The organism is Tissierellales bacterium (genome assembly GCA_025210965.1).
In the GTDB taxonomy this organism is placed as follows: domain Bacteria; phylum Bacillota; class Clostridia; order Tissierellales; family JAOAQY01; genus JAOAQY01.
The window spans coordinates 1-9064 of sequence record JAOAQY010000208.1 but is presented as its reverse complement, the minus strand read 5'-3'; the positions used below and the strand labels follow the sequence as shown (position 1 = coordinate 9064).

Sequence of the window (9064 nt, the reverse complement as noted above, 5' to 3'; positions counted from 1 at the left end):
TTTTTGTATTTTAGTAGTTAACGCAATTATTTATGAAATTCAATTATGATTAGCTGTAAAAATATAGAAAATAGTGAATATTGAAATATATCTATATCATAAATATACCACAAAACGAGGTATAAATATACAGTATAGTCTAAAGAAATCGTAATTTCAATCATTTTTAAAATTTATTGAAGGATTAAAAAATATTAGCTTGTGTTTAAAAATTTGGTGTGGTATACTTTTAAATAATAAATTTACGTATTGGGAGAGCAAACTATGTTTGATAATACACTGACATTTACACAACAATTTAATTATTATTATTGGTCATATAGATAGATTTGTATTTATGATAAAACGATTCATCATAGATACAAAGTATTGATTTCGATATTTGTATCTATGATGGCCTTATAGTGATGCTTATTTTGCCACATAGAAAAGACTATGTGGCGATTTTTTTGTAGGAATAGCCAGATAATTGGCTATTTTTTTTATTGCCTGATATAGCTAAATAGTTTAAATAATAAGGAGAGAAGAATTATGACAAAAGAAAATTCAACATCGAGAGAGGGGTTTACTTCCAAATTCGGATTTATAATGTCTTGCATTGGTTCAGCACTTGGACTAGGTAATATTTGGATGTTCCCTTACAAATTGGGAGCATATGGTGGAGCTGCATTTTTGATACCGTATTTCATATTTGTATTCGTACTTAGCACCACAGGACTTATAACAGAGTTTACATTTGGTCGTCATTTTAAGGCGGGGTCGTACACTGGTATTACAAATTTATTTGAAAAAAAGGGCAAGAAACATGGAAAGTTGATGGCAATTATTCCAACTATAGGACTGACTGGTATATTTATATTTTACTGCGTTGTAGTTGGATGGATACTAAAATACTTTACTCTGAGCATAACAGGTCAGATTACAAGTATAGATACAGAGGCTTACTTTGGCACTTTTTCAGGGACATCAGCAACTATACCTTGGTTTTTACTAGCTATAGTATTGACGCTTTTGATTGTAATTTCTGGAGTAGCACAGGGCATTGAGAGATTAAATAAAATAATATTGCCAATATTATTTTTCATATTCATTTGCTTAGCTGTAAAATCACTTACATTAGAAGGCTCAATGGAAGGTGTTCGCTATCTTTTAGTGCCGAGATGGGAAGTGCTATTGGACATGAAAACTTGGATAATGGCTCTAGGACAGGCATTTTTTACAGTTTCACTAACTGGATGTGGAATGGTAGTATATGGTAGTTACATCGACGAAGGATTTGATATTCCAAAATCATCGCTACAAACAGCTATATTTGACACTGTAGCGGCATTATTAGCATCATTTATAATCATACCTGCTGTATTTGCATTTGGTATAGCTCCTGATTCGGGACCATCACTATTATTTATAACAGTTCCAAAAGTATTTCAATCTATGCCATATTCATCACTTATTAGCAGTTTATTTTTCCTTAGCATAGTATTTGCAGCCATATCATCATCTGTAAGTATGCTAGAAGGGCCTGTTGAGACGCTTTTGACGATTACAAAACTTACTCGTAAAAAAGCTTCAGCCCTCATTGCGTCAATTTGTTTTCTAATAGGATTACCTCTAGCTATAAACAATGATATGTTTGGTAAATTTGCTGATTTTATAACTACTATATTGTCACCAATAGGGGTTTTGATAGTAGCTGTATGTTTCTTCTACATGTTAGATAAAGAGACCGTATTAAAAGCTATCAACAAGGGATCTAAAAATCCAGTGGGTTCATGGTTTGTTCCACTAGGAAAATATGTTTTTGTGGCTACTACTGTGTTGATTATCGTATTGGGAATGTTTTACGGCAGTATTGGTTAGTATTTTTAGTAATCTTGTAACTTTCTTTGGGTAAGTATAAAAAAAGAAAGTCGAGGTGGGCTTATGAAAGGGATAGAAACAACTAGATTTTTTGAAAAATTGTTTCAAGAATCTGGTGATGCGTATATCATTTTCAAAAATGATCATTTTGTGAGATTTAATAATAAGAGCTTGGAAATGCTTGGATATGATGAAGTACCAGATGGTCTCAGACCATCTGATATTTCACCTAAGTATCAGCCAGATGGGCGACTATCAAGCGATTTAGAAACGGATATAGTAAATACTGCTTTTGAAAAGGGATTTATTAGATTTGAGTGGTATCACAAGAGAAAAAATGGAGAAGTATTTCCGGCAGAAGTAGTTTTAACTGTAATATCGAGTGGAGAAAACGAAGATGATTATATATTTGTTGCACTTAGAGATATAACAGATAGAAAAAAATTAGAAAAAGAAAATGAGGAAATGCTCAAAATATTAGATAAAAAAGCCACTAAAGCTGAGCAGAGAAAACAAGAAGCTGAGGAAGCTAATAGAACGAAGAGCATGTTTCTTGCAAATATGTCTCACGAAATTAGAACGCCCATGAATGGGATAGTGGGTTTTTTAGAATTATTGAGACAAACAGAGTTAAATGATGAACAGTGGGAATACGTAACTGAAGCTCAGTCAGCGAGTACTACCTTACTGCAGTTGATAACAGATTTACTTGACATATCAAAGATAGAGCAGGGAAAAGTAGTGCTTGAAAAGACGTCTTTTAGCATAAGAGAGATAGTAGAGGATGTATGTATACTAGTAAACCAGCAGGCTCAAAAGAAGGGTATAGCTGTGTATCCATTTTTAGAAACATCGATACCTGAGTATTTGCTTGGAGATCCAACTAGAATTAGACAAATACTACTAAATCTAGCTTCAAATGCCGTAAAATTTACATCTAGAGGAGATGTTATTCTCTCCATGAAAGGTCATACAACAGACGATGGTATGTTTGACATGGTTTTAAGTGTTAAAGATACTGGAATTGGTATGACAGAAAAGCAATTGGCAGAAGTATTTAGTCCGTTTGTTCAAGCCGACGCTTCGACTACTAGAAAATACGGTGGCACTGGATTAGGACTCACCATAAGTAAAAATTTAGTTGAGCTTATGGGTGGAGAGTTGAAGGTGAGTAGCAAGGTTGGAAAGGGAAGTATATTTTCTATCCATCTAAAATTAGAGCTTGGTGAAAGCATCAAAGAGGTAGAAAATATTGGCGAAGAATTTAATGATATAAAAGTATTGATTATTGATGATCATGAAAAGAATAGAAGAGTACTAAAAGGATATCTAAAAAATCACGTAGAAGAGATCGTAGAGTGTGAAGGCAGTCAGTGGGCGCTCACAGAAATTATGGCAAGGGAAAATGAAGGCGATCAAGTGGACATAATAATTAGCGATTATCAAATGCCAGGCATGAATGGTTTAGAGCTAGCAGAGCTTCTAAAATCTATACCTAAATTTTGTGATATTCCAATTATGATTGTCAGTTCTTCTTTGGAAAAAACAGATTTAGATAGCAAGAACTCGGAATATCTAGACGGAATAATACTAAAGCCATTTAGAAAAAAGGTTCTGTTTGAAACGATGCAACGAGTGCTCAGCAACAAATTAAAGAGACATTTTGAGAGAAATAATGAAACAGCTAACTATGAAAATCGAGAAATGAAAGTGCTTTTAGCTGAGGATAATATTACAAATCAGAAGTTATTTATAAGATATTTAGATAAATTAGGTATGGATTGCGATTTAGCTGAAAATGGTCAGGAAGCATTTGAGCTTTGGCAAAAAAATGAATATGATGTTATATTTATGGATTGTCAAATGCCTGTGATGGATGGATATGAAGCTACCGAGCTGATTAGAAGATCAGAGGAGAAGGGAAATCATGTGAAGATTATAGCGCTAACGGCTAGTGCATTTGAATCTGATAGACAGAGATGTATAGAGGTTGGTATGGACGATTATATGTCAAAGCCAATTGATTATGATAGACTAAATTCTATATTGGTGCAGCCAGATGATTCGTGTATGATAGCATTAGAAACTGTAGAAGAGAGAAGTGCTTGCTTAGAAGAAGCTATGGAAGAGCTTCACATGATTACAGGAATAAAATACGATGAGCTAGAAAAGATGTATGGATATTTCTTTTCAGAGCTTAAACCTACACTTGAAAACATGCTGAGAATCATAGATGATGAGAATGTAGATTTACTAAGAGAAAACGTGCACAGGTTAAAGGGTAGCTCTGGAAATCTAAGGCTTAAAAGAATTTACGATAGATTTGTAGATATGGAACCACTTATAGAATCAGATTCACTAGAGCGATGTAGGATATTGATCATCGAATTATTAGAACTATTGGAGAGAATAGAATTTTAGATAGATAAATCTCGATTCGTATTGACATAGGCTGTATAATGAATAGGTGGCCTATTTTATACTTTAAAGGCGAAAACCCCCGACAGCTTTAGCCTAGTGGTAGTTCAAACGAAACGAGGGAAATTTATGGAAGATGGTTATAAACATATAGATAGAAATGCCAAAAGTATATGGCATATTACTGGTTTTATAAAGACGATAGTTATAGCTCTAATGGCCTTTGTCATAGCAGCGATTTGGTTTAAAGAATTGAAAAGACCGATAGTTATAGGTGTATTGTCATTTGGGTTGATTGTACTATCAGTAGTTAATCCTATAATACGATATGGGAGATGGAGATACAGGGTATTAGATGATAGAATTGATTTGATTTATGGGATCTATTGGAAAACACATAGTGTAATACCGACATGTAAAATACAATATTTAAAGATTTCTCAGGGAGTGATACAGAGAATATTTAAAGTATCGAGCGTGCAGATTTTGACAGCGGGAAATGAGATTGAAATAGAGAATATCAATGAAGAAGACGCTAAGATATTGGTTGAGAGACTTCAAAGTCAAATAGAAAGGGATGATGAGAATGGGCGAGAAGCGTAGAAATCATCCCTTGTCTATGGTTAAAAACTTTCTGCTTGGTTTTATAAAAACATTTATTCCATTGGTCATACTTGCTTTTAAGGATTGGGAAGATGGAAGTACATTTTTTCTAGCACTTATAGTGATATTTGGAGTATTGGTATTTATAGTTCAGATACTAGCATGGAAGTATGCGACATATGAAATTGGCGACGGTAAAATGAAGGTTGAAAGTGGTGTATTTGTAAAGAAAAGAAATAAGATACTGCTAGATAGGATACAGACATTTGATATCAGCAGACCACTTATCTACAGACCATTTAAAGTCGTAAATTTGAAAATAGACACTGGAAATACTAGTGAAAATGAATCTGAAATGTCATTTGACGTAAGTGAAATAGAACTAGAGAGAATTCGGGACATTGTATTTGTAGGTGATGACGCTGAAATAGATAAAGAAGATGTGTTTGCAGATGATGATGCTAAAACTTTTGAAGCGAGTAGGCGAGAGGTATTTGTATTAGGACTTACATCAGCTAGATTTTGGACAGGTTTAGTAGCTTTTTTTGCGGTATTTAGTTTCTTTAGTAAATGGATTAAGACTTTATTTAGTTTGGATTTGTACGATTATCTTATAGAATCTGCAATGGTGTATGACGTCCAAACTATTCGAGACATAAGGCATATAGCAAAGATAGGAGTAGTAATATTGCTGTTTATGCTAGTTTTGATTTTACTTGCAACTATAAAAAATTATTTGAGATATAAAAACTTTAGGGTCACAAGATTAGATCATGAGATATGCATAGAGTATGGCTTTTTAGATAAAAAGCAGTATCACCTGCCAGTTGAGAAAATATCAGCGCTGTATTTTAGAGAGACTATGATGCAGAGTATTGTTGGTTATCAAAAATTGTGTATAGAGACAATTGGTTATGGGAATGAAAATGGAGAAGAAGAAGTATTGTATCCTATGATAAAAAAAGATGATGCGAATTCCTTAGTTAAGGAGCTACTTCCAGAGATGTATTTTGATGAAGATATGAGTAGGGCTGAATCTAGAACTCTTAAGAGATTTATATTTAGGTCTATCAGTTGGAGAATTGCAATTAGTGCGATTTTGATGATATTTGCAAAGCGCTATGTAGGCATATTTGTTTATCCCGTAGTAGTATTACTTATTCTAGATGGAATTTTTATTGGCTATATGAATCACAATCATTCGCAAATCGGATTTAACAAAAAACATTTGTCGCTTAGTTATAAAGGCAGAGGTAGAGAGATAATTGTTATTCCGATAGAAAAAATAGAAGGATTCCAGATATCACAAAATTTATTTCAGAAAAATAAGGGGCTTATAGATTACAAATTTTCTATATGGGCAAATGATTCTAGAGGAGAATACAAGATCAGAGATTTAGCGGAAAATAAGTTTGAAAAGAGTTTGTGCGAACTTCCATTTGAGTAGCAAACGTGATTTAGATATTTAGAAATCGATTTCTTTGTGAATATTACAAAGAAATCGATTTTTTTTTGTGGAAATTCTAAGAATTAGTTGCCATCAGCAAATATATAATTAGTGTATAAAACAATGCTTAGTTGATGAGAGGAGTTAGATATGAACAAGAAATTATTAGTAATTGTTTCATTGATATTGATTGCAGTTGGAGGTTTTTTGGTTTGGCAAAAGAGTAAGCCTATTGAAATAAAAATGGCAAGTAAATCAGAGGAGACTCAAGTGGTAGTTACGAAAGTAGAAGAAGATAGTGAGGCTCAAGAGATAGAAAAGTTAATAGCTAGAAAGATAGGAAATGAAGATAGTGATATTGTAATAGTGTATTCTCAAGGTGGCCCAACTACAGAGGTTGAAACAGAGGTGCTTGAAGAGTTTAGAGACTCTAATGAGAAGTTGGAGGATGCATTGATTGTTCAACCTCATCAAGTTCAAACTAGACGACCAGAGTTATTTACGGCAGACCATATAAGTTTTGAGCAAGCTGTAGAATACGATAAAGAGACTGTATCGAATATAGCAGAAGTAGTAAAATATTATAAAGCTAAAGACAAAAAAGTATATGTAGTGGGAATATCATTTGGAGCGTTTGTCTCGGCTGATCTCATAAATGCAGAGGGTACAGAGCTAGCAGATGGATATGGAATAATGGTTGGAAGACTTGATATGGATGAAGTTTTTTGGAAAGGTTTTAGCCAAGGAATGGGAGGAAATTTTGATAAAGGAATTACTCCAATGCTTAGTGAAGCTGAATCGGTTGAAGAATCTAATATGTATAGATTAGCAGCAGGTATAGGTCATAAGAGATTTACCGAACTTCTCAAGGATAAAGATTTGAGCAATGTGGTATATGTTTACGGACTTGTGGATGAAGCGGTAGGAAAATTGACCGAAAAAGAAGTTAAATTTTTAAAAGATAGAAATGCTGTAGTGATAGAAAATGAAGGCGGTCATAGTGAAGCTAGTACGTATGAGACTGCGGCGATGATGAAGCTTTTACTTGAAAAGTAGTGGAAAAATATGCTGGTAAAACTATAGAATTCTTGATATACTAGAGTTAGGTTGAGTTTTTAGATGCGGCAGTGCATGGAGGCGGTTCGCAATATATAAAACAAGACAAACGTGAAGTAATAATCATGGGTTTATTTTATATAGTGAGATATCGGGTTAGTAGCAAATTTGCTAGGTAGGGTGTTGTTTGAAAAGACCCTGTCTAGCAAATTTGCTTTTTTATAGAAATTTTTTGGGTTTCAAAAAATTGTATTGCAAATTTTGATTTAAAAAAGAGAAATTTGAGAAGGAGAATTGGAGATGAAACTAAACTACAAAAAGACATTGACCCTTGGTATGGGATTTTTTGCTATAGCTCTAGTTTGGCAAATTTATAATTTTTATGTGCCGTTATTTTTAGCAGAATATATACCAAATAGTATGACCATGGTCAACGGTATAATGACTATGGACAATGTACTAGCTGTTACGATGATACCTATAATAGGAAGTTTGAGCGATCACACCAAGACGAGATTTGGAAGACGTATGCCTTATTTACTCATAGGAATGCCACTTTCAGCTCTATTTTTTGTACTCATACCTCATTTTAATTTAAATAGTGGTGGATCGCTTGGAGTATTTGTTATACTCATCATGCTATATCTGACTATGATGTCATTATTTAGATCACCTACTATAGCACTTATGCCAGACATTACTCCTCCAGAGCTTCGAAGCAAGGCAAATGGAGTCATAAACTTCATGGGAGGTTTTGGAACTATATTGGCACTGACTCTTGGAGCTATGCTGTATAAGATGAATGAAAATTATCCATTTTGGATGACAGGTGTACTCATGATGGTTTCACTTGCAGTGCTTTTCTTTGGAATAAAAGAACCGGAAGTGGGAACTATAGGGGAACACGATGATGAGAAGCTTAATTTCAAACAGTCAATACATGATTTGTTTCACAGCTCAGATAAAACGACTAGCTATATACTATGCGCTATTTTTTGCTGGTTTGTGGCATATGAAGGAGTGCTGGCGACATTTAGTAACTATTGTGTGAAATTTCTAGGGATAGAGGAGTCATCGGCTTCACTTTATCTATCCGTAATGAGCGCCCTTTACATGGTTACCGCTATACCTAGTGGATATTTTGCAGCTAAAGTCGGAAAGGCAAAAGCTATTTCAATGGGTATCGTGGGTATGTTTGCCTCATTTATGCTCATAGGGTTTTTGAGGAAGGATTTATTGTTTTTGAATATACCTTTTAGCATAAGCATGATGGTGCTAATGGTAGTTGCAGGTATTTCGTGGGCTCTTATAGGTATAAACTCTTATCCACTAGTTGTTGAAAGAGCAAAGAGCAATCAATTTGGTATATACACTGGATTATATTACTTCGCAGCACAGTCAGCAGCTATAGTAGGACCGCTTTTACTTGGTCTAGTCATAGATGCCCTAGGATTTAGAGCGATGTTTCCATTTGCGGCAGTATTTTATGCCTTTGCATTTGTGTGGATTAAGAAGTCAGGGGAAAAATAGATTGCTTTTCTAGTTGACGCAAATAAAAATCAGAGTTAAACTATAGTCGTAAGTGAATACGTGTTTGTAAAAGTGATAGCTTAAATCAGAACATGTATTTGAAGTTGTAAATGACTATAGAGGAGATGTCTTTTAGATGAAAAGAATTGA

The 9064-nt window shown here is 34.0% G+C and carries 6 protein-coding genes; all 6 read left to right on the top strand.

What is annotated here, in order from left to right; translation table 11 throughout:
• Window positions 1-531 precede the first annotated feature (531 nt).
• Window positions 532-1860 (top strand): sodium-dependent transporter, encoded by a 1329-nt coding sequence (locus N4A40_15015; protein ID MCT4663166.1) that lies wholly within the window; start codon window positions 532-534, stop codon window positions 1858-1860.
• Window positions 1861-1923: 63 nt separating this feature from the next.
• Complete coding sequence (locus N4A40_15010; GenBank protein MCT4663165.1) at window positions 1924-4281, top strand: response regulator; 2358 nt, start codon at window positions 1924-1926, stop codon at window positions 4279-4281.
• 126 nt (window positions 4282-4407) lie between these two features.
• A complete protein-coding gene (locus tag N4A40_15005) occupies window positions 4408-4881 on the top strand; it encodes a PH domain-containing protein (GenBank protein MCT4663164.1) in 474 nt (157 codons plus the stop codon).
• A complete protein-coding gene (locus N4A40_15000) occupies window positions 4865-6328 on the top strand; it encodes a PH domain-containing protein (GenBank protein MCT4663163.1) in 1464 nt (487 codons plus the stop codon). Before N4A40_15005 ends, N4A40_15000 begins: the two co-directional genes overlap by 17 nt.
• Before the next feature lie 150 nt (window positions 6329-6478).
• Complete coding sequence (locus N4A40_14995) at window positions 6479-7384, top strand: hypothetical protein (protein MCT4663162.1); 906 nt, start codon at window positions 6479-6481, stop codon at window positions 7382-7384.
• Window positions 7385-7684: 300 nt separating this feature from the next.
• Window positions 7685-8914, top strand: coding sequence for an MFS transporter (locus N4A40_14990; GenBank protein MCT4663161.1), 1230 nt, complete (start codon window positions 7685-7687; stop codon window positions 8912-8914).
• Window positions 8915-9064 lie beyond the last annotated feature (150 nt).